This window comes from Rhizobium sp. R693 (assembly GCF_002211315.1).
In the GTDB taxonomy this organism is placed as follows: domain Bacteria; phylum Pseudomonadota; class Alphaproteobacteria; order Rhizobiales; family Rhizobiaceae; genus Rhizobium.
In genome coordinates this window covers 138,090-159,303 of the sequence record NZ_LOKY01000001.1, presented here as the reverse complement: position 1 = coordinate 159,303, position 21,214 = coordinate 138,090, and the positions used below count along the sequence as shown (strand labels likewise).

Genomic DNA, 21,214 nt, shown 5'->3' with positions numbered 1-21,214 from the left:
CAAACAGTTAACCGAAAGACAATTACATCAACCCCAACGTGCGGGCATTCTTGGGTGACCCGTTTCAAGGTACGCTGCCAAGACTTCAGACGGCTTTCTGCGTGATACTGCTGATGCCCAATGAGCCGCGACGTTTTGAAAATTGGAGCCGTTCGGCAAGTCTTCAAAATGCGCCCGACGTCTCCGTCCTCAAGGGCGGTGGGGCACAAGATTTACATGCCAAGGGAGAACGGGCTCCGGTTGCATCCCGTCGGGTCTCACAGCCTTCGCTTCGTAAAAAGACAGAGGTTGCGTTCGGCTGGTTGCCTTTCGCGGCAAGCCGTTCTTTCATACCGCTCAATTCAGCCCATGTCGGGGAGACGCATGGACGGCACCCACCTTTTCGAACTTGTCATCGCAATGTTCCTCGCCATCATTGCGCTTCACTACCTGGCCCACAGGCTAGGCCTTCCACCCTCCGTCGCGCTGCTCGCCGGTGGAGCGATGCTGGCGTTCGTGCCTGGCCTTCCAGCGATCACCGTTGACCCGGAGCTCGTGCTTGTCATCTTTCTGCCCCCGCTTCTGCTTGACGGTGCATGGTCCATCGCGGTGAGGCGGCTTCGCCGTCACATGTTCGGAATAGCATCGCTCGCGGTTGGCGCGGTCTTTTTCACATGCGCGGTCGTGGCAGTGGTCACTCACATGATGTTTCCGTCGCTACCCTTTGCAGCTTGCGCAGCACTTGGGGCGATCGTATCGCCGCCTGACGCCGTGTCGGCGCGAGCCGTTCTGGACAGGGTGAAGCTGCCTCGCAGGCTTCAGATCCTGCTCGAAGGAGAAAGCCTGTTGAACGACGCGAGCGGTCTCGTCCTGTTCCGGCTAACGGTCGCGGCAGCGGCAACTGGAAGCTTCAGCGCTCCGGCAGCCGTTGGAGGCTTTCTGGTTCTTGCGATCGGGGGCGCTGCGGTGGGGGCCGTCGTCGGCTATGCCTGGGTGAAGCTCGTGCGGCGTCTGGGTGACGAGTACTTGATCATTGCCTCGACGACATTGCTCGCCTGGATCTCCTATCTTTTGGGGGAAGCCCTGCACGTGTCCGGAGTGATTGCCACCGTCACCACAGGACTGATCGCGACCTGGCATCAGCACACGGTTCTGTCGGCCGCCACGCGTATGCGCGGGACGTCGTTCTGGACTGTCGTCATATTCCTGATGGAAGCTGCGGTGTTCATATTGATCGGTCTTTCGCTGCGTGACGTCGTCGAACGCGGCGGAGGGTTTGGCACGGTTGTCGCAACAATGGGCCTGCCCGCCGCCATTATCCTCGTAACACTTGCGATCGCGCGCCTGGCGTGGGTGTTCGGCTCCGAACAGGTGGTCAAGCTGTTCAACTCCCTAGGGCTTGCTCGAACGCGGCCGCTTGGTGTCGGCAGTTCGACAGTATTGAGCTGGGCAGGCATTCGCGGTGTCGTCACGCTTGCCCTTGCACTCAGTTTGCCGGAAGGCTTTCCCGCCCGTGACTTCATCCTCGTGACATCGTTTGCGGTGATACTCGGAACGGTGCTCTTGCAAGGCACGACGCTCGGACGCGTCATCGAATGGGCAAAGCTGACCGAGCAGGAATCAGACAAAGCGCCTTTGACGATGAGCCAGGCCGAGGCTGCGATGGCGCAGGCACAACTCGTCACGATCAAGGAACTCGCATACGATCGAGACGGTACCCTCATTCATCCGCAGCTGCTTGCGAGGTACGAGCGTCGCGCAACGGCAATCGTCGATTACGCTGCGCGGACGGAGGAATACATTCCGACCCTGCATGCTCACTTCGACGTCGTGCTGAGCGCGGTTGCGACGGGCCGCCGGGAGCTCATCCGCCTTCATCGGGCAGGCGAGATCGACGACGAAACCTTGCGAGAGCTGGAAAGGGACCTCGATTTGGAGGAACTGAGCGCCATCTCGGCGAAGGCGTAGCGCTCCTGGCGAAATCCCGGGGACCCACACGATCGCAAGCTGCTTGCGGGCAGGCGCGACAGCAGGCCGACAGGCTGGGGAGCGGTTACAGATACGCCGCCTGCGGTGTTTCATGGAGTAGCCATGGTATGCTTCTACCAAGGCCGTAGTGGTTTTTCGTACTGATCCACGAAACCGTTGCCATCGTGGCACTCGCTTCCAGCGTCTAGAATGCCCCGGCTTGCGAGGGGCAGTGCGGTGACCGAGACAACTGCAGAACAACTGATCTTCACCTTGAGCGTCGCGCAAGAGATTGCGTCGCTGGAAAGTCCGGACTACGACCTCGTTCTGCTTCTTATCCAAAAGGCCCTGCAGGTGGCCAAGGAGGAGGCGTCGCGCCGTGGGGCCATAGTCGACTTCGATGATGTCTCGCAGCGAGAGCATTAGGAGCGTACGGTCGAAGCCAATTCGCCTTGAGCCCCAACCGCACGCCCGTTGATCCTGGAGGGGCTGGGGTCCGGCTCCAAGATCAGCGCAAGGCAAGCTAAAGAGGCATGATTAATTAAGTGTATTCTTGACATCTAAAATACGCGCTCGCATAGGCCCCGCCAGCTGTGTTTGCTTTGCAGAGGCCGGAGGAAGGCCTCGCAAGCCGCTTGGCGTCAGTTTTCGCGAGCAGTCCAACCGCAGCTGATTTCTTTCACGAAATTGTCCAAGGCCGTCTGGCCTTGCCAAACCTTCATGGCGAAGCATCCTCCGGCTGGCAGTTCTCAGTCGTGATCTATCGCGCGCTTTGGCGTGATCGGTCCTATTCTCGAGACAGCGTCTCTTCGGCCTTTGAGCAAGGAAAATGTGCCGAGACCGCCGCCATTGCGGCGGTCTGGCCGTAGACAGAGGCTCAACAAGGCTCGATGGGGTTCTGATCGGCCTTGAACTAACCCTGCTCACAGAGGATCTGCGAGCCATTCCCAAAATAGCCTACTTGCGCAAAGGACAGGATGCCTTCGTTAGAAGAGGAGGGCTTAACCATTCGGTGGGGATCTGCAAAGGCGAGGCCCGCAGGGGTGGGCGCGGACCTCGGAGCACTGCAGGAAAAACGGCCACTCACATCTCTGGCCGCCCACATAAAAGCACAACCAACCGTCGCTCGCACGTACCTCAATGGTGGTAGTCGCACCTACCGTTGGTAGATAACATTTGAGAATTCCAAGAGATACATCGGCGTTACTGCGGGGAGGACATCTGTTGATCGTCCTGACGATCCCGCACGACCGAGCTTCAACGGCAATTCATGTCGCAACGGATGGTGCGATCGCGGAAAGTCCTCGTTAAAGCCGGCTGTCGGATAGACGCCCCAGACCCTATTGGTTTGTGACACCGGCATCTGAGCAAACGCCGCCATCGCCTTGATAGGACTTGGTTGTCTCGCCGTTGGGCCAGCCTGTTTGGCGCAATTTACGCTTTATCCCGAGATCCAAGCTCAGGAGAGACTTTCCCTGGCAAGTTTCGCCATGCCCGGTCACCTCGATGATCCTGGCGCCCGCAAACCGCTTTTTCTCGATACCGGTGTATTCAATCCTGACCAACTTTCCCGCGAGCGGCTTCAGGGGCATCGCTTTTCCGTCGGGCCCGACAGCATCGGACAAAATCAGGTGGTGGCCGCGCAGGACGACGTCGCTTGCATCGACGATCTTGATCCTGTTGCGATCGTCGCCTTCGAGGCGACCGATCACACAGCCTGCCACAAACGGACCACAGCTTAAGGGCTTACTATCTTTCTCGACTTTGCTCGCCGCCTCGGATCGGATTGCTGCAGCTGCCGATTGTCTCCGGTCTGCCGTTGCCTTCGGTCCGTCGCAGGGCCCGGTCGGATCAAGTGACTTGCCGATCGAGTTCGTGCCAACGGCCTTGTTGCTCTCAGAAATATTCTCGCAGATTTTTCCTTGAGGCGCCCGCTGCGCCCGGATCAACCTGACACCCACATTGCGAAAGGTGTTGCCGTAGACATCATTATTGATCCCATCCGTCGCCTCGTCCCCGCCAAGGCGCACGCCGGTTCCAACCACGTCATAGACAAGATTGTAGCGAAAGACATTATTGTTGCCGCGCGAGTCGAAGCCGCCCGAGCTGGGGTCTTTCTGTCCTGTGCAAATATTCTTTTCGACAATATTGCCGCTCGAGCCCTCCTTGATGTCGACGCATTCATTGCCTGCGGTGCTAATTACATTGTCATGGATGCGGTTGCGATCGGAATGGTCGATCGCCTTGTCAGGAGCGCCACGCCCACCCAATTGTTCTGGCGCTGTTCCGATATAAATCCCCTCGCCATTCTTTCCGCCGTCGTTAAACAAGAAGTCGAAGCGACCGCACGAACTTATTCTGGAATAAGCAATTTCATTCTGTCTGGCTTGATAGCGCAGGCGAACGCATTCGCCGCCTGCGTTGCGAATGTCCATCCCGAGCACGCGAAGTCCCGTCAATTCCTTGCCAGGCGCGTGTCCGATGACGTAGAGAAGCTTGTCTCGATAGCTTTTCTTCGTGTTCGATTTCTCAAATCGGCCATCGACGGTAAAATTCCTGAGTTCTATATAGCTGTGATTGATTTCGATCACCCTGGGCTGGCCGCCACCTTTAACGACAGATCCAAGTGTGCCCTCGATCGCAATCGGCTTTCCGAGTTCACCATCCCGCACCGACCGAAAATCCTGCATATAGGTTCCGGGCGCCAGCATGATCGTGTCACCCGGCTGTGCGATGGCGAGCGCATCCTGGATCGTCAGTCCTTCATCACGACCCCCGCTTTTCGGCGCAACGTTGATTGTCGCGCTATGTGCAATGCCGACAATGCCCAAGACCCCGTAAACACCCAGGATGATCACCATTAAGCGAGGAACCACGCATGCTTTCCAGATATCGTTGGTCATAGATACCTCCGGTAGCGGACGCGACTTGCAATAAAAGCATGCGCTAATGTTTAACTCAATTGCGCTCTCTGCTCCTTGCCCACCACAATCCTCGTTGCAGGCATCCCGCGCGCGTCTGAGGCCGCCGACGTTGCGCCGCGCCTTGCGTACCTTCATGATGGTCCAATCGATACGAATACACACGGCGACCAATGCGCATCTTTCTCGTCCGGCACGGCGAATCCCTCGGAAACGTCAACGAAAAGGCCTATGGGCAGTTTGGCGATCACAATGTCCCGCTGACACAATGGGGCTATCGACAAGCGCTCCTGGCTGGACGAGCGCTGGCGTCTTATCTTGCCGACTTGCCCGGGAGTGAAAATCAAAGACTGGATATATGGTACTCGCCCTACCTGCGGACGCGACAAAGCAAGGACGCGCTTTTGGAAACCCTGCCGCCGCAATGGGTGAGGGACGTACGGGAGGACTTTCTGTTGCGCGAGCAGGATTTTGGTCTCTTTACCGAAATCTACGACCATGCGCAGCGGCGACAGAAGTTTCCAGATGAGTTCGAGAAATGGGCCAGACTGCGAAACAACAGTGGAAAATTCTATGCAAGGCCACCAGATGGCGAGAGCAGGGCGGATGTGGCCCAGCGGCTTCGTCTTTTCCTGCAAACCGTGATCGATGGTATGTCCGATAAAGAAAACGACATCATCATCGTCGGCCACGGCGTCACAAATCGGGCATTCGAAATGAACTTTCTCCACCACGCCGTCGACTGGTTCGAGCGCTCCGACAATCCGGGAAATTCCGACGTCACATTGATCGAAGGAACGCGCCTTCAAGGTTACAGATCAATCCTCCTTCACAAGGCAAACGACCGCCAGCCTGGCGATGACGAGTTGCAGGAAGCGCATGGATCAGAGCTGAGAATCGCGCAAAAGGCGACGCCCTAGCGCTTCCTGCGTCAGCCGTGAAATGCACCCGCGCCGGCTATGCTGGACTTTATTGTTGAGCAGGCGCCAGGCCACACTCGGTGACCTCGGGCTCGTCCTTGACGCTTGCCTTGATCCGTAGCTCCCAATTCGACCCCAGCTGAAAGCCATGTGCACGCAGCATGTCGACAACCTTGGGGCAGTCTGCAGGGCTGTCATATTGTCCCGCCAGCGAAACCTCAATGAGCGTCTCCTTGGCATCGACGGCACAATCGCCATTCAGGCCGGTGTTTTCGAGAAACGAGCACACGGCCTCAGCGCGCTCAAGGCCCTTGCCGTCATCGGATGCAACAGGAGAACCGGCAGCGACAACGGCTGCCTCGATCAGGGAGATGAAGGATCTCATTGTTTTCCTCCATGGAGGGAGGCTTCGACACCGGTTGCCACGATGTTTTGAAGTCTCCCTCGTCCTTCCAGGAGATGAAGGATCAGGGGGACATAGGTCTTAAATCGGAACGGGGAAGGGGAAAAATCACTGAGACAGAAGAATATGCGCCGAGCTGCAACGGCGGATGGTATCGCAGTAAATTCAAGCGCCTAGAAAGTGCAGGCGGGTCGGTCCGGTAAAAAATCAGATCGTCTTGTCGATTTTTGCGGTCCTCAAACGTTTCTTGTCTGAACGGCGGACAGCGTCCGCGAAATCCGCCGCATGGTCCTGTAAACAGCTTGAAGGAGATTCACGTGATGGATGCGATTAATCTTGTTTCCGCAAGCGAGCTGGCAAGAAGAAACGGCCTCAGTTTTCCGAACGAAAGCCCCGAATATCGGCGCGCGCGCGATGAATTGCTCGCCGAAGAAATCGAGTTGCGCCGACATATCGAGCGAGTGGCCGAGCAACGCCGCGCGCTGCCGCCAGGCGGCCAGGTACGCAAAGACTACCGCTTCCAAGGTCCCGACGGCGAGGTGACGCTGCGCAATCTCTTCGAGGACAAGTCCACACTGGTCATCTACAGTTACATGTATGGGCCGCAGCGCGCACGGCCATGCCCGATGTGCACATCCATGCTGTCGGCGCTCGACGGGGAGGTCCCCGACATTCGCCAGCAGGTCGCCTTTGCCGTGGTTGCACGCTCGCCAATCGAGCGATTGCTTGCTTTCAAAAAGCAGCGCGGATGGCATCACTTGCCACTCTACTGCGACCCGACCGATGAATTCAGTCGCGACTATCACGCCATTGGCCCCGACGGCAGCGATGACGCTGCCTACAACGTTTTCACGCTCAAGGATGGTGTGATCCGCCACTTCTGGAATCCGGAAATGGGGCCGGCAACCGCAGACCCTGGCCAGGACCCACGCGGCGCGCCAGACTTCATGCCGCTTTGGACCGTGCTCGACACCACACCGGACGGGCGCCAGCCCAGCTGGTATCCGAAGCTCAATTATGACGCCGCACAATAGCACCGAGGCTCGATGCGGGCGTCAGCGAACTTTGCCGACGCTCGCATACATGCCAGTTGTACGGAACTCGGTCGGATTTGTTCCATAGACGCGCCGGAACACTTTGGAAAAATAATTGGCGTCCTCGAAGCCCGAGCGGATCGCCACTTCCTTGACCGGCATGTTGGCGGTCTTGGTCAACAGCTTCACCGCTCGCTTCAGCCGCTTCTGCAAAACGAATTCTGCCGGCGGCAGGCCTTCATTGGCCGCAAACATTCGGGAAAAATGTGCCCGGCTGAGACCGGCCACCCGCGCAAGATCCTCGACGGGCAGCGGATGCTCCAGGTTCGCCATGATGTAGTCGATGACGTGCTGCATCGTCCGGTATTCTTCACTGAAGACGGGATGTGAACCGAAGACGTCGTCGTAGAGCGCCATAGCGGCCTCATAAGCGATTGCGGAGGCAAGTCCCGGCGTTTCTGCATCATTGATCAGCCGCAGGCTGCAGTCGGCCAGATGCTCGATTGTCTGCGGTTGCAGCTTCAGGATCGGGCCGGTCACTGCAAGGATCGAGCGATGGATACGCAGCGCCTCTTCACCGTTCATTGAAATCCAGAAGAACTCCCAGCGGTCTCCATCCTCGAGCCAATAACGGTGATTGTGCGGAACGAGGACCAGCAGCGTCTCTCCCTCCTTCACCCGAAGCTGGCGATTCTCGTAGCGCAGGTTTCCCGCACCCCGGATCGTATGCTGCAGGACGGTGAACGGCGTTTGCCCTCGCTTTCGGCCATCCCAGTCATAGGTGGCGTTCTCGCGGATCTCGTAGCCGGTGCTGGTTGGCATCGTGTGCAGGCTCTGGCGGCCGCGCGGCAATGACACCGTCCGCATGACTGGACCGGTATCAATCAATTTCTGCAGCACAGAATTACCCATGAAAGCATAATCCTTCTCTGGCGGCCTCGCCGAATATGCGCATAATCGGCTCTCAAGAGAGAGAACACCGCCAGCAACGAGGAGTGGCGGGGAGGAGAATAAGCCGGATTTCTGGACTTTTTTGGCGCCAGGCGCAAGCCCGCGTCGAATTCTTCTTCTCATTCTTCAGCGCCGGCAATTTGATCGCATTGAGGCAAGGGTCATGAGTTTCAAAATCGCTATCATCGGCGCAGGCAGCGTCGGCTTCACGAAAAAACTGTTCACCGATATCCTCTGCGTGCCGGAGTTCCAGGACGTGGAGTTCGCGCTTACCGACATCAGCGAGCACAATCTGCTAATGATCAAGCAGATACTCGACACGATCGTTTCTTCCAACAAACTCCCGACCAAGGTGACGGCGACGACGAACCGGCGCGAGGCGCTGACGGGGGCGCGTTATATCATCAGCTGCGTGCGCGTCGGGGGTCTCGAGGCCTATGCTGACGACATCCGCATTCCTTTGAAATATGGCATCGACCAGTGCGTCGGCGATACGATCTGCGCCGGCGGCATTCTCTACGGCCAGCGCAATATTCCAGTCATTCTCGATTTTTGCAAAGACATCCGGGAAGTTGCCGAGCCGGGTGCGAAGTTCCTGAACTACGCCAATCCTATGGCCATGAACACCTGGGCCGCGATCGAATACGGAAAGGTCGACACGGTCGGGCTTTGCCACGGTGTTCAGCATGGTGCCGAACAGATCGCCGAGGTACTTGGCGCAAAATCGCCTGCCGAGCTCGACTATATCTGCTCGGGCATCAATCATCAGACCTGGTTTGTCGACCTGCGGCTGAACGGGCGTAAGATCGGCAAGGACGAGTTGATCTCGGCCTTCGAGGCGCATCCGGTCTTCTCCCAACAAGAAAAGCTGCGTATCGACGTCTTGAAGCGCTTCGGTGTCTACTCCACGGAAAGCAACGGCCACCTGTCGGAGTACCTTCCCTGGTATCGCAAGCGTCCGGACGAGATCACCAAGTGGATCGACATGTCCGACTGGATCCACGGCGAAACCGGCGGCTACCTCAGGCACTCCACCGAAACCCGCAACTGGTTCGAAACCGAATTCCCGCAATTCCTGGAATCGGCGTCCAAGCCGATCGATCCGGCAAAGCGTTCGAACGAGCATGCGAGCCATATACTCGAGGCGCTGGAAACCGGACGTGTCTATCGCGGTCATTTCAACGTCAAGAACAATGGGGTCATCACCAATCTGCCGTCGGATGCGATCATCGAGTCGCCTGGCTTCGTCGACCGCTTTGGCATAAACATGGTGGCCGGCATCACCATCCCGGAAGCATGTGCCGCCACCTGCACAGCCTCGATCAACGTCCAGCGCATGTCGGTTCATGCGGCCGTCAGCGGCGATATCGATCTATTGAAGCTTGCCGTCCTGCACGACCCGCTGGTCGGTGCGGTCGCCACGCCGGAAGAGGTCTGGCAGATGGTCGACGAGATGGTCGTCGCCCAGGCCAGATGGTTGCCGCAATATGCCAATGCCGTTCCGGCTGCCAAGGAGCGTCTGGCGAAATCGACTGTCAAGACCCGCGACTGGGCCGGTGCGGCGCGCCGCGACGTCCGCTCTATCGAGGAGTTGCGTGCCGAAAAGGCGGCACTCAAGCAGGCCGTATAGAATTGCCGGAGAACGGGTGGGCGATGGCTCCGGGAGGGAGCCCATCGCCCATAGCCCGTCGCCGGATCGTTTGAGGAGAAGCGGGGCAGCCAAAGGCGCCCCGAAACAAGAGGGAGAAACGATGAGAAATTTCCGCAACATTGGCATTATGGCCGGACTGGCGCTCAGCGTCTCCGTTTCGGCCCTGAGCGCCTACGCCTCGGAGCCGACCGCACCACCCGCGCCGCCGCCGTTCCCGGCGGAAGGCAAGATCAAGTATGTCTCGAGGGATTCCATCGAGGAATTCAAGGCATTGCCTGACTATCACGAGCCGGATTGGGTGACGAAGAACTTCGTTGCGACCGGCAAGCTGCCCCCGGTCAAGGACCGCCTTCCCAAGCAGCCGCTCGTCTTCAAGACGGAGAACATGGCCGACGGTGTCGGGGTCTACGGCGACACCATGCGCCACGTTATCGGTGGTCGTCCGGAAGGATGGAATTATGGCGCCGGCCAGACGCAGGGCTGGGGCGGCATCGATATCGGCCTGTCGGAATGCCTGACGCGCACCGCGCCTCTCTTCCAGGTGCAGGCAAAGGATACCGAACCGCTTCCGAACCTCGCCAGGAGCTGGGAGTGGTCAAAGGACGGCCACAAGCTGACCATGCACCTCGTCGAAGGTGCGAAATGGTCGGATGGCGCCCCCTTCAACGCCGACGACATCATGTTTTACTGGGACGACGAAGTCATCGACCCGAACGTTTCGCCGCTCGGCGGTGGTGCATCGCCGGAGGCCTTCGGCGAGGGAACGACGCTCAAGAAGATCGACGACTTTACCGTCGAGTGGACCTTCAAGGATGCCTTCCCGAAGCAGTATCTCTACACCATGGCCTATCCGAGCTTCTGCCCGGGTCCGTCGCATATCCTGAAGCCGCAGCATCCGAAGTATTCGAAGAACACCTACGACCAGTTCAAGAATGCCTTCCCGCCGGAATTCATGAACATGCCGGTCATGGGCGCCTGGGTGCCGGTGGAATATCGTCCCGACGACATCATCGTGATGCGTCGCAACCCCTATTACTGGAAGGTCGACGAGAAGGGCAATCAGCTTCCTTATCTCAACGAGCTGCACTACAAGCTGTCGACCTGGGCAGACCGTGACGTGCAGGCCGTTGCCGGTTCCGGCGATTTTTCCAACCTGGAGCAGCCGGAAAACTTCGTCGCTTCGCTGAAACGCGCTGCCGAAAAGTCGGCGCCGGCGCGTCTTGCCTTCGGCCCACGTCTGATCGGCTACAACCTGCGCATGAACCTCTCCGGAAACGGCTGGGGCGATCCTGATGCACGTGGCCAGGCCGTCCGCGAACTGAACCGCAATGAAGACTTCCGAAAGGCAGTCACCATGGGTCTCGATCGCAAGGCGATCGGTGACTCGCTGGTCAAGGGTCCGTTCACGGCGATCTATCCCGGCGGCATTTCGTCGGGCACGAGCTTCTACGATCGTAATTCCGTGGTTTACTACCCCTTTGATCTGAAGGGCGCCAAGGAATTGCTTGCCAAGGCAGGCCTGAAGGACAGCGATGGTGACGGCTTCGTCAACTTCCCGGCAGGCACCGAAGGCGGCAAGAACGTTGAGATCGTGCTTCTCGTCAACAACCAGTACGCGACCGACAAGAGCCTTGCCGAAGGCGTCATCGGGCAGATGGAAAAACTTGGCCTGAAGGTCATTCTCAATGCCTTGGACGGTACGAAGCGTGACGATGCCCACTACGCCGGCCGTTTCGACTGGCTGATCCAGCGCAGCTCGCCGGAACTTGCCTCGGTCGTGCAGAATACCGAGCAGCTTGCCCCCGTCGGTCCGCGTACAAGTTGGCAGCATCGCGCCGGCAAGGACGGCAAGGTTGACCTGATGCCCTACGAAGAAAAGCTGGTCGATATCGTCACCAAGTTCCAGGCCACCCAGGACAACAATGAGCGCGTCGAACTCATGAAGCAGTACCAGAAGGTCGCGACCGAGAATGTCGATACGGTCGGGCTGACGGAATATCCGGGTGCGCTGATCATCAACAAGCGCTTCTCGAATGTGCCCGAAGGTACCCCGATCTTCATGTTCAACTGGGCTGAAGACTCCGTCATCCGCGAACGTCTGTGGGTGGCCGCCAACAAGCAGGGCAAATACGAGCTGTTCCCAGAACAGTTGCCCGGCAAGCCCGGTGACAAGGGCCCGGTCAACTAGGAGTTCCCTCCCACCGAAAAAAGCCGGTCGCGCGTGAAGCGCGGCCGGGCAATATCAACAAGCCGGCCGCACCGACAGGCGCGATTGGCGGCAAGGAGAAGCGAACCGTCCGATGTTACGTTTCCTGCTCGTGCGCATAGCCTCTGCGATCCCCGTCCTCATCATTTTGAGCATCGTGACCTTCGCGATTATCCAGGCCCCGCCCGGTGACTATGCCGACTACATCCGTTCGCAGCTGATCAATCAGAGCGGCGCCTCCTTTGCTCAGGCAGACGAACAGGCTCAGGCCTATCGTATCGCCCATGGCCTCGATCAGCCGATGGTCGTCCAGTATTTCAACTGGATCAAAGGCATCGTGACCCAGGGCGATTTCGGCTACAGCATGTTCTACAACAAACCGGTCGCCGACGTGGTGGCCGAGCGACTGCCGCGCACACTGGCGCTGGCCTTGGTCTGCCACATCTTCGCTTCTGTGCTCGGCATCGGCTTCGGAATCTGGGCGGCCACCCGTCAGTATAGCTGGATCGACAGCCTGCTTTCGGGCGTCTCCTTCCTTGGCATGACGGTGCCGCGCTTCCTGATGGCCCTGATCATCGTCTATCTGCTTGTCTTCCAATTCAACGTCTCGGAAATCGGCAGTTTCTTCTCGCCCCAGTTTGGTGGAGCGCCGTGGTCATGGGCAAAATTCGTCGACCTCGTCAGCCATGTCTGGCCGGTCGTTGCCATCGCCACCTTCGGCGGCCTCGCCTACAACATGCGCGTCATGCGCGGCAATCTGCTCGATACGCTGAACGCGCAATATGTCGAAACGGCTCGCGCCAAGGGGCTGTCAGGCGCAGCGGTCGTCATGCGTCATGCCGTGCCGAACGCGCTGCACCCCCTGGTCATGTACCAGGGCGTCGTGCTTCCCTACATGCTGACGGGCGAAATCGAGACGGCGATCATCTTCTCATTGCCCACCGTCGGCCCGGCGATCGTCGGTTCCATGGCGATCGGCGATGTCTATGTCACGGCCACCTTCATGATGGTCCTTTCGGCAACGCTGATCGTCGGCAACATTATCGCCGATATGCTGCTTGCCATGCTGGACCCGCGTGTCCGCCAGTACGCAGGAGCCTGATATGCTCGCCTTCGATTCCGCGCCTCCGCCGCCGCACGAAGAATCTGTCAAGAACGCACCGCATGGCAATGAAAGCTATCTTGCCCTCGTCTGGCGCCGACTGAGGCGTTCGTGGACCGGCATGATGGGTCTTGTCCTCGTAGGTCTGCTGCTTCTCATGGCAGTTTTTGCGGATTTCTTCGCGCCGATGGACCCCAAGGCGACCGATGTCGGTTTCGCCCCGCCGCAGGTTATCAGCTTTCGCGACAAAGACGGGAACTTCGCCTATCCGCCGCGCGTCTACGCGTTGGGGGAATCCGCAGAACTCGATCCCGTGACCTTCCAGCCGATTGTCGGGCCGGACTATGACAACCCGCGCTATCTCGGCTTCTTCGTCAAGGGCGCAGAGTACAAACTGCTCGGCCTCGTTGCGGCCAATCGGCACTTCTTCGGGTCTGTCGACGGCCAGCCAGTCCATTTCCTCGGAACCGACAAATTTGGCCGTGACATCCTCTCGCGCGCCATTATCGGCTCCCGCATCTCGCTGATGATCGCACTGACGGTGGTCTTTATCGTTACGATGGTCGGCACGACGGTCGGCATGGTTTCCGGCTATTTCGGTGGAACGTTCGATGCCTGGGTTCAGCGCTTCGTGGAGATTGTCCTCGCCTTCCCGCAATTGCCGCTCTACCTGGCTTTGACGTCCCTGATCCCCGTTACCGCGCCGACGAACGTATTTTTGGCTTTCGTCATTGTCGTTATGTCAGCGCTCGGCTGGGCGCAGATGTCACGCGAGGTCCGCGGAAAGACATTGGCTCTCGCGCGTATCGACTATGTGCGTGCAGCCATGGCGGTTGGCGCAACTGACCGGCGCATCATCTTTCAGCACATCTTCCCGAACGTGATGAGCCACGTGATCGTGGCGGTCACCCTGCACATTCCGAGCGTCGTGCTTTTGGAATCGTTCCTCGGCTTCCTCGGCTTCGCCGTCAAGCCGCCGCTGATCTCCTGGGGCCTGATGCTGCAGGATACCGCCAATTACTCCGTCATCGGGACCTATCCCTGGATCCTTGCCCCCGTCGGCTTCGTGCTGGTCACCGTCTTCGCCTTCAATGCGCTGGGCGATGGTCTGCGCGATGCGGTAGATCCCTATTGAGGTGATGAAGATGGTACTCTCACTCGTCAATTCCTTCGCGCCGCCCCTTCGTCACGACCACGAGGCGCATTCGGACAAACCCGTTATCGACGCGCGCAATATCGGCGTCAAATTCAAGGTCGAGCACGGTATCGTCGATGCGGTAAAGGATATTTCCTTCCAGCTTTACCGTGGCGAAACAATTGCCATCGTTGGCGAATCCGGCTCCGGAAAATCCGTGACGGCCCGCACGGTCATGGGGCTTTTGTCGAAACGTGCCACCGTCTCCGACAAGTCGAGCGTCCAATATGACGGCAACAATATCCTGACATTTTCGGAGCGTCAGCGCCGCAAACTGCGGGGTGACCGGATCTCGATGATCTTCCAGGAGCCGATGAGCTCGCTCAATCCGATCTACACCATCGGCAGCCAGATCGTCGAGGCGATCCGCGTCCACCGCAAGATTAGCCGAAGCCAAGCCGAGGCGAGGGCCCTTGAGCTCTTGAAGCACGTTCAGATTCCCGATCCGGAAGCGCGCCTGATGCAGTATCCACATCAGCTGTCGGGCGGACAGCGCCAGCGTGTGATGATCGCCATGGCCCTTGCCAACGATCCCGACGTCTTGATTGCGGACGAGCCGACGACGGCGCTCGACGTGACCGTGCAGGCCCAGATCCTCAATCTCATTCGCAACCTCCAGACGCAACTGCGCATGGCGGTGATCCTCATCACCCACGATCTTACGGTCGTGCGCAAGTTTTCCGACTACGTCTATGTCATGCAGCATGGTGAAATGCGCGAGCACAACACCACCGAAAAGCTGTTTTCCAATCCACAGCACGCCTACACCAAGCATCTTCTCGGCTCGGAGCCGCGCGGCCAGGCCAACCCGTTGCCGGAAGGGTCCGATGTCATCCTCGATGCGCGCAACATACGTGTCTCGTTCATGATGCGGCACGGCAGCTTCTTTAGACCGCAACTGAAGGAACTGGTCGCTGTCGACAGCCTGAACCTGACGCTTCGCCGTCACGAAACGCTCGGGCTTGTCGGTGAGTCTGGATCCGGCAAGACGACCTTCGGACAGGCCCTGCTTCGACTGAACGACCCTGATGGAGGCGAGATCTTCTTCGACAAGCTGCCGATCCATGGCAAATCGCGGGCCGAGATGCGGCCACTGCGTTCGCGCATGCAAGTCGTCTTTCAGGACCCGTTCTCGTCGCTCAACCCACGCATGACGATCGGCCAGATCATCGCGGAGGGATTGATCGTCAACCAGCTCGGCGCGACCAGGGCAGAACGGCTCGATCGGGTTCGCGAGGCGCTCATAGCAGCCGGTATGCCCGGCAATATCCTGTCACGCTTTCCGCACGAGTTTTCCGGGGGGCAGCGGCAGCGCATCGCGATCGCTCGTGCAATTGCGCTCGAGCCTGAATTCATCCTGCTGGATGAGCCGACGTCAGCGCTTGATCTGTCCGTGCAGGCCCAGATCATCGAATTGCTGCGCAAGCTGCAGGACGAACGTGGCCTCAGCTATCTCTTCATCTCGCATGATCTCAAGGTCGTGCGCGCCCTTTGCCACCGTGTGATCGTCATGCAGCACGGCAAGATCATGGAAGAGGGGCCTGTCAACGATGTTCTCACCAATCCCAAGACCGCCTACACCGAACGGCTCGTCAAAGCCGCTTTCGAGGTAGCCTGATTGCACATGCCGGAGGTTATTATGGCAAGAAATCCCAAGATCACATTTATCGGAGCAGGCTCCACCGTCTTCATGAAGAACATCATCGGTGACGTGTTGCAGCGCCCGGCGCTGTCAGGTGCGACCATCGCTTTGATGGACATCAATCCGCAGCGCCTGGAAGAAAGCGCAATTGTCGTCAACAAGCTGATCTCCACGCTTGGGGTCAAGGCGAAGGCAGAGATCTATTCCGACCAGCGCAAGGCGCTTGATGGCGCCGACTTCGTCGTCGTTGCCTTCCAGATCGGCGGCTACGAGCCCTGCACGGTTACCGACTTCGAAATCCCGAAGAAGTTCGGCCTGCGCCAGACGATTGCCGATACGCTCGGTGTCGGCGGCATCATGCGTGGCCTGCGCACCGTGCCGCATCTTTGGAAGATCTGCGAGGACATGCTTGCCGTCTGCCCCGAGGCGATCATGCTGCAATATGTCAACCCGATGGCGATCAACACCTGGGCGATCGCCGAAAAATATCCCTTAATCAAACAGGTCGGCCTTTGCCACTCGGTGCAGGGCACCGCAATGGAACTCGCTCACGACCTCGACATTCCCTACGAGGACATCCGCTACCGCTCTGCCGGCATCAATCACATGGCGTTTTATTTGAAGTTCGAGCATCGCCAGGCCGACGGTTCCTACAAGGATCTCTATCCGGAGCTGGTGCGCGCCTACCGCGAAGGCCGTGCGCCGAAGCCTGGCTGGAATCCGCGTTGCCCGAACAAGGTTCGTTACGAGATGCTGACCCGCCTCGGCTATTTCGTGACCGAGAGCTCGGAGCATTTTGCCGAATACACGCCCTATTTCATCAAGGAAGGTCGCGACGACCTGATCGAGAAGTTCGGTATCCCGCTCGACGAATATCCGAAGCGCTGCATCGAGCAGATCGAGCGCTGGAAGGGGCAGGCGGAAGCCTATCGCTCGGCCGACAAGATCGAGGTCAAGCAGTCGAAGGAATATGCCTCGTCGATCATCAATTCGGTCTGGACGGGCGAACCCTCGGTGATCTACGGCAACGTCCGCAACAATGGCTGCATCACATCGCTGCCCCATAATTGCGCTGCTGAGGTGCCTTGCCTCGTTGACGCATCCGGCATCCAGCCGACCTTCATCGGTGACTTGCCACCCCAGCTGACGGCGCTGATGCGCACCAACATCAACGTCCAGGAACTAACGGTCCAGGCCTTGATGACGGAAAATCGAGAGCACATCTACCATGCCGCGATGATGGATCCGCATACGGCTGCAGAACTCGACCTCGACCAGATCTGGTCGATGGTGGACGATCTGCTCGCCGCCCACGGCGACTGGCTGCCGGCATGGGCGCGCAGCGGCCGCAAGGTTCAGGCCGCCTGACCATCTCTCTCCCGGTCACGGCCACATGAAGTCCCGCGGCATTGCCGCGGGACTTTTTTCTGCCGCGGCTGCCGCAAGAGCGGTTCCCGCCCCCCGCGGTGAACAAGAAGCAAGTGAGCCCGCAGTACCGGCGGCAGGTCGTTGGCTCATTGGCGAGAAGGCGGGAAGGCTGATGGTTGATACGCCAACAAGCGTCTCGACCATGTCCTTGGGTGGACTCTATTCGAGGATACGTAGAATTCGAATGGTTCAAGCAATCAATCTTTATATCGATATATATTAATGTGCCCCGTGGCTTTATCGGGTTAGGGACGCAAAGATGCTTGAATTTCTCAATCGGCATGCCCATCGATTCCTTCGCAACAATGACGGCAACTTTGCAGTTCTGACTGCGCTGGCAATGGTGCCGTTGCTCGCGGCCGCCTCCGTTGCAGTCGACTACACCAATGCCGGATTCGAGGCTGACAAGCTGCAGGAGGCGTTGGACAGCGCCGCGCTCAGGGCAGTGCGACTTTACGGCGAGGGCCAAACCGAGACGGAAGCCACTCAGGTGGCAAACGATACGTTCTTCGGTAACTGGGACCACGCTCAAGGCAACGGGCAAGCCGCCGCGGCCGTGCCCCCGTCTGTGAATATCCTTTACTCGGAGGTGGGACAGCAGATAACGGCAGCGGCGGACTATTCGTTTGACTACCAGCCTGTGTTCCTGACCCGCTTATCGTTTCCAATCTCCCGCCACAGCAGCGCCTCTTACCAGACGGGCGGTGAAGCCTGCATCCTGGCGCTCAATCGGACGGCTGACCGCGCGTTCGAGGTTAGCGGCAGTTCGAGGGTTGATACGTCGGGCTGCACGATCACCGCAAACTCAAGCAGCAACGAGGCCATCTATGTCGGCGGATCGGGAACCTTAAAGGCGGAATGTCTTTATACGCCGGGCAAAGTCTCTGCCTCGCCAAACAGCACGACCCTTGGATGCGGCCAGGCGCACGAAGGAAGCTCAGTGGCCATCGACCCGTTCAAGCGCAAGACTATGCCGACAGCCGCACAAGCGGTCGACCTGTCCGGATGCGGACAGAACTTTGTCGGCGGTGGCGGCGGCGGCGGTAACTGCAACGGCACGGGCAAGACGCCAAGCAAACCCGCTGAAGGATATGCCGTAACGCTGAAGCCTGGAACGTACGCTGGCCTTGAAATCAAGGGCAATGTCAAGCTGCAGCCCGGCAATTACATCATCGACGGCGGCACTTTGAAGTTCGCAAGCCAGTCGGTCGTCACCGGCGATCAGGTCACCTTCTTCCTGCTGAACGGTGCCGCAATCGACATCCATGGCGGCTCGACCTTCAACGTCACCGCTCCGACATCGGGCGCATGGGCCGGGTTCTCGATCGTTGCCGACCGGAGCAACACTACTGCTGCGGTCATCAACGGGAACAGCAACTCGCATCTCAACGGCATAATCTACATGCCGGCGGCCGGAGAAGTCCAGTACGCCGGCAATGGCGGGACGGGTGGCGAATGCGTCCGCATCATCGCCCAGGAGATCACCATGATCGGCAACAGCACGTTCAAGCTGGATTGCAAGTCGGAATTGGCCAATAATCAGATCAACAGTCCCGGCGCCATCCGGCTTGTCCAGTAAGGGTGCGATACCGGTGACGGACGGCGGCCTTTTCGATTGACGCCAGCAGCGTCGGGAGCGGGAAATAAAAGGTGTGGCGCGCTCCTCAAGTTTTGGGTCATTGCACAAGCGGCGACGCGCTTGCATCGAGATCGACGCCGGTGATATCGGCTAGCAAAGGATCAATGAAATACAATCCCGGTTCGATAGTTCCACCGAAGGAAACGTCCCCAGCGATCGCGACGTAGGCGAGGTGCGCTCGGCGTAAGGCCCACCGACGACAGGCACGCAGGTGAGACAGAGCCAGATCGGAAAGCGCCGATTATCGTCCAGATGACGATCGCAAGATTGCGAGGGAGGCGACGGCCTCCGGCGAAAGATAGCCTCCCATGCTCGCGACGACGATTGCGGTGCAGGACTGCAAGTCCGAGGCTTTTGCCTCGGCGACGTTCTCATAAGGTTCCTCCCAGGAGGACGCCTCGTCGGAGCCTGGCTCCAGGGGCCAGGGCCTCTCCTTAAGATCAGCAGCAAAACTCGGGTCAACGCATAGGTCGGGGACGGCCCCAGGGCGTCTTTCCGATCCGTCCCGAAACGATAGAATGAACGTGGTCAGCGCCGTGGTTCGGGGAGAGATGCGGGATGTGGAGCGAGCAGGGTTTTTTACGCGTCTCGATCGCAGCCACGGTCGTGCTTGCCGCGCTCGGTGTCGCTTTCGGCATATTGTCGGGCTCGTTTTCCATCGCCTTTGACGGTGTCTATTCGCTGGCCGACGCGGCAATGACGGGGCTTGCGCTGTGGGTTTCAAGCCTGATCGTCAGGTCGGCGCAGACCGATGCGCTCTCCGGCAGAATTCGCAACCGCTTCACCATGGGCTTCTGGCATCTGGAGCCGATCGTGCTCATGCTCAACGGCTGTCTGCTCATGACGGTCGCTGTCTATGCGCTGATCAACGCGATCATCAATATCCTCAACGGCGGTCACGAGCTGCATTTCGGTGTGGCGATCGCCTATTCCGCGGCGACATTGCTCGTCTGTGTAGCCATGGCCGGAATGGGCATCAAGCTGAACCGCGGCCTCCAGTCGAACTTCATATCGCTCGATATCACGACGTGGATCATGTCCGGCGGGATCGCGCTCGCATTGCTGATTGCGTTTCTCATCGGCCTTGCCGTTTTGCCAACGCCCGCTGCCTGGGTCGCGAATTATGTCGATCCAGTCGTCCTGGCTCTCGTCAGCCTGGTGATGATCCCGCTTCCAATCGGCACTGTCTGGAAGGCGTTGACGGAAATCCTCTTGATCGCGCCGGTCGATCTGAAGGACCATGTCGACGACGTTGCATCGCAGACGGTGCGCCGCCTTGGTTTTCTGTCCTACCGCGCCTATGTCGCGCGCGTTGGCCGGGCAACGCAGATCGAGCTCTACTTCATCGTTCCCGAGGGCTTGCCGCCAAAAACGGTCGAGGAATGGGATATGTTGCGCGACGAAATCGGAGCTGCGATTGGCGATGAGAGTGCCAATCGCTGGCTCACCATTGCCTTTACCGCCGATGTGGAATGGGCGGAGTAGACACCTCCACCCTTCCGACTGCCTGGGCGCAACGACAAACAATCGCCACGCGCAAAAAAACGGTACCAATTGGTACCCTTTTTTACTTGCTGGTAACGCAGGGCGACGTAGATAGGCGCAAGTTGCCTAGGAGAAGGGTCGCATGGTCACCGCTATTTCGAATTCGTCGTCATCGACGACATTGCTTTCTACATCAACGTCTTCCTCTTCGTCGGACGATGCAGCGAGCATCAAGCAAGAGATCGCCAGCAAAAAGGCCGAACTTGCTGGCGCCAAGGACCCGAGCGAAGCCCAAGGTCTGCAAAGCGACATTTCAACGCTTGAGGCAAAATTGGCCAAGCTGGAAAAGTCTTCGAATTCAGCCTCTGGCCAGCAGGGCGGCGGCCAGCAGTCGACGCTCTCTGGTGAAGACGATCGCATCGGAACCAAGAACTTTGACGACGACAGCGAATTCGGCGAGCGGGTCGCCTACGTCTGACTTCAACACTGCGCTTTCAACACACAGCGCTTGGCGGCGAATTCGCCCAGTCACCTCCATCTGATCGGCGCACAGACCGCTGACTGCATCGAGGCGCGACCCGTTGGCCGACGAATGCGGCGAGGGTGGTGCGAAAAGAATGGGTGACCGGACGTTTCGCTCGGTCTCTCCCGCAGCCATGTCGGTTGACGTCAGGCCTTGTAAGCGGTGGA

Annotated in this window: 16 protein-coding genes; 13 read left to right on the top strand and 3 right to left on the bottom strand. The window is 58.8% G+C overall.

Annotation, left to right across the window (positions count from 1 at the left end):
- Positions 1–363: 363 nt before the first annotated feature.
- Positions 364–1,947 carry a Na+/H+ antiporter gene (locus tag ATY79_RS00770; RefSeq protein ID WP_088702633.1) on the top strand — a complete coding sequence of 528 codons (1,584 nt, stop codon included), beginning with the start codon at positions 364–366 and terminating at the stop codon, positions 1,945–1,947.
- A gap of 237 nt (positions 1,948–2,184) precedes the next feature.
- Positions 2,185–2,373 carry a hypothetical protein gene (locus ATY79_RS00765; protein ID WP_088702998.1) on the top strand — a complete coding sequence of 63 codons (189 nt, stop codon included), beginning with the start codon at positions 2,185–2,187 and terminating at the stop codon, positions 2,371–2,373.
- Between the two features lie 914 nt (positions 2,374–3,287).
- On the opposite strand, the gene ATY79_RS00755 is transcribed toward ATY79_RS00765, so the two are convergent.
- Entirely contained in the window at positions 3,288–5,033 is a 1,746-nt protein-coding gene (locus ATY79_RS00755; protein ID WP_245312285.1) for a right-handed parallel beta-helix repeat-containing protein, read from the bottom strand.
- Positions 5,034–5,041: 8 nt separating this feature from the next.
- Between ATY79_RS00755 and ATY79_RS00750 the strand changes: the two genes are divergently transcribed.
- A complete protein-coding gene (locus ATY79_RS00750) occupies positions 5,042–5,788 on the top strand; it encodes a phosphoglycerate mutase family protein (protein WP_088702631.1) in 747 nt (248 codons plus the stop codon).
- Between the two features lie 49 nt (positions 5,789–5,837).
- Here the strand turns inward: ATY79_RS00750 and ATY79_RS00745 are convergent, their stop codons facing one another.
- Entirely contained in the window at positions 5,838–6,173 is a 336-nt protein-coding gene (locus ATY79_RS00745; protein ID WP_088702630.1) for a hypothetical protein, read from the bottom strand.
- Positions 6,174–6,511: 338 nt separating this feature from the next.
- Here ATY79_RS00745 and ATY79_RS00735 point away from each other — a divergent pair, with 338 nt between their 5' ends.
- A complete protein-coding gene (locus tag ATY79_RS00735; protein ID WP_088702628.1) occupies positions 6,512–7,225 on the top strand; it encodes a DUF899 family protein in 714 nt (237 codons plus the stop codon).
- Between the two features lie 21 nt (positions 7,226–7,246).
- Here the strand turns inward: ATY79_RS00735 and ATY79_RS00730 are convergent, their stop codons facing one another.
- Positions 7,247–8,137 carry an AraC family transcriptional regulator gene (locus ATY79_RS00730; RefSeq protein ID WP_088702627.1) on the bottom strand — a complete coding sequence of 297 codons (891 nt, stop codon included), beginning with the start codon at positions 8,135–8,137 and terminating at the stop codon, positions 7,247–7,249.
- A 202-nt stretch (positions 8,138–8,339) separates the two neighbouring features.
- On the opposite strand from ATY79_RS00730, the gene ATY79_RS00725 reads away from it, so the two are divergent.
- The 9 genes from ATY79_RS00725 to ATY79_RS00685 all read left to right on the top strand — a co-directional run bounded on the left by ATY79_RS00725 (position 8,340) and on the right by ATY79_RS00685 (position 21,002).
- A complete protein-coding gene (locus tag ATY79_RS00725) occupies positions 8,340–9,806 on the top strand; it encodes an alpha-glucosidase/alpha-galactosidase (RefSeq protein WP_088702997.1) in 1,467 nt (488 codons plus the stop codon).
- Positions 9,807–9,927: 121 nt separating this feature from the next.
- The gene (locus ATY79_RS00720; RefSeq protein WP_088702626.1) at positions 9,928–12,015 is read left to right on the top strand and encodes an ABC transporter substrate-binding protein; all 2,088 of its coding nucleotides are present in this window, start codon (positions 9,928–9,930) and stop codon (positions 12,013–12,015) included.
- Between the two features lie 112 nt (positions 12,016–12,127).
- Complete coding sequence (locus ATY79_RS00715; RefSeq protein WP_088702625.1) at positions 12,128–13,135, top strand: ABC transporter permease; 1,008 nt, start codon at positions 12,128–12,130, stop codon at positions 13,133–13,135.
- Position 13,136: 1 nt separating this feature from the next.
- The gene (locus tag ATY79_RS00710; protein WP_088702624.1) at positions 13,137–14,270 is read left to right on the top strand and encodes an ABC transporter permease; all 1,134 of its coding nucleotides are present in this window, start codon (positions 13,137–13,139) and stop codon (positions 14,268–14,270) included.
- Positions 14,271–14,280: 10 nt separating this feature from the next.
- Entirely contained in the window at positions 14,281–15,948 is a 1,668-nt protein-coding gene (locus ATY79_RS00705) for an ABC transporter ATP-binding protein (RefSeq protein ID WP_088702996.1), read from the top strand.
- Positions 15,949–15,969: 21 nt separating this feature from the next.
- Entirely contained in the window at positions 15,970–17,340 is a 1,371-nt protein-coding gene (locus ATY79_RS00700; RefSeq protein WP_088702623.1) for an alpha-glucosidase/alpha-galactosidase, read from the top strand.
- 319 nt (positions 17,341–17,659) lie between these two features.
- Positions 17,660–18,979: a TadE/TadG family type IV pilus assembly protein gene (locus ATY79_RS00695; protein WP_088702622.1), complete on the top strand. Its 1,320-nt coding sequence runs from the start codon at positions 17,660–17,662 to the stop codon at positions 18,977–18,979.
- A gap of 618 nt (positions 18,980–19,597) precedes the next feature.
- Positions 19,598–20,524: a cation transporter gene (locus tag ATY79_RS00690; RefSeq protein WP_088702621.1), complete on the top strand. Its 927-nt coding sequence runs from the start codon at positions 19,598–19,600 to the stop codon at positions 20,522–20,524.
- Between the two features lie 142 nt (positions 20,525–20,666).
- On the top strand, positions 20,667–21,002 hold the full coding sequence (locus tag ATY79_RS00685; RefSeq protein ID WP_088702620.1) for a hypothetical protein: 336 nt from the start codon (positions 20,667–20,669) through the stop codon (positions 21,000–21,002).
- Positions 21,003–21,214: the final 212 nt, after the last annotated feature.